The following is a 1,421-nucleotide window of genomic DNA, read 5'->3' on the forward strand; positions in this document are numbered from 1 at the left end:
GCGTCAGGGAGCCAGCCGCCGGGCCCGGCCCCCGGGACGCCGCGGCCGCGGCTGGCCTTCCCCGGCCGGGACGGCTCCGCGGAGGACGGCCGCACGGACCGGGAGGCCGTCCTTGCCATGGTTTCCGCGGACGAACACCTGCGGGTGACATCCTTTGCCGAGCTTTCCGCCGAGGAAGTAGCGGACGTACGGCGGCTGGCGGTGGCGCTGCAGCTCGCGACGCCCCTGCGCCTGAGCCGGCGCACGCGCACGTCGGCCCACAGCACGGCGAGCCTGGACGTCCGGGCGACAGTGCGCGCCGCCCGGCGGTTCGGGACCGACGCCCCGGCGCTGCTGTATGCCCGCCGGCGCGAGCAGCGCCGCAAACTGGTGTTGCTCTGCGATGTTTCGGGATCGATGGAACCCTACTCCCGGGTCTTCGTATCCTTCCTGCAGGGCGCCGTGACCCAGGTCGGGGCGGAAGCCTTTGTCTTCTCCACCAGGCTGACCAGGCTGACACGGCAACTGGCCCTGCGTGATCCGGACCAGGCCCTGGCCCGCGCCGCTGTCTCCGCGCCGGACTGGGCCGGCGGAACCCGGATCGCCGAATGCCTCCGGCGCTTCGTCGACGAATACGGCCGCCGCGGACTGGCGCGGGGCGCTGTGGTGGTGGTGTTTTCCGACGGCTGGGCCTACGAGGATCCGGAACAGGTCGCGGCGCAAATGGCCCGCCTGCGCCGGCTCGCCCACCGGATCATCTGGGTGAATCCGCGCAAGGCAGCCCCGCAGTACCGGCCCCTCGTCGGCGGCATGGCGGCAGCCCTGCCCTACTGCGACGCCTTCGTCAGCGGCCACAGCTACCGGGCCTTGGCGCAGGTGGCTGCCGCCATTCGCGGCGAGGGGCCGTCTTCACAGGACACGCACGAACGAGCGAGAGGCAAGGAACCAGCCCATGCACATTGACAGCACGTTCTCGGTGGTCGCACCGATAAGCCAGGTGTGGGACACGCTGATGGACTTCGAACGGGTGGCCGGCTGCCTTCCGGGGGCCAGGATCCTGAACAAGCTCTCGGACGACGCCTACCAAGTGGGCATGACGGTAAAGCTCGGCCCGGTCACGATGCAATACAAGGGCCTGCTGAACGTCATTGAACGAAACGCCCCGGAACATCGTGCGGTCCTTGGCGGCAAGGCCCAGGAGACGCGCGGACAAGGCACTGCCGAGGCCACCGTCACCCTGGTGCTGGCCGAAGACGGAGCGGCCACACGGGGTTCCGTCAGCRCAGACCTGGCGCTGTCCGGCAAGGCAGCGGCCATGGGCAAGGGGGTGATCGGCAGCGTCACTGAGCAGATGATGTCGCTCTTCGCGAAAAATCTGCAGGCCATGCTCACAGAGGCAGCACCCCCTGCGGAGGAAGCCCCTGCCGGACCGACCCCTGCGG

2 protein-coding genes are annotated in these 1,421 nt (G+C 70.0%); both read left to right on the forward strand.

What is annotated here, in order from left to right; translation table 11 throughout:
* Positions 1-942 (forward strand): vWA domain-containing protein (locus AC1D1W_RS20635; RefSeq protein ID WP_476944691.1); only part of this gene is annotated, 942 nt, incomplete at its 5' end.
* A partial coding sequence (locus AC1D1W_RS20640; protein ID WP_476944692.1) for an SRPBCC family protein occupies positions 932-1,421 on the forward strand: 490 nt, incomplete at its 3' end. The genes AC1D1W_RS20635 and AC1D1W_RS20640, both read left to right, overlap by 11 nt.

It is taken from the genome of Arthrobacter sp. P1_B4 (genome assembly GCF_056406555.1).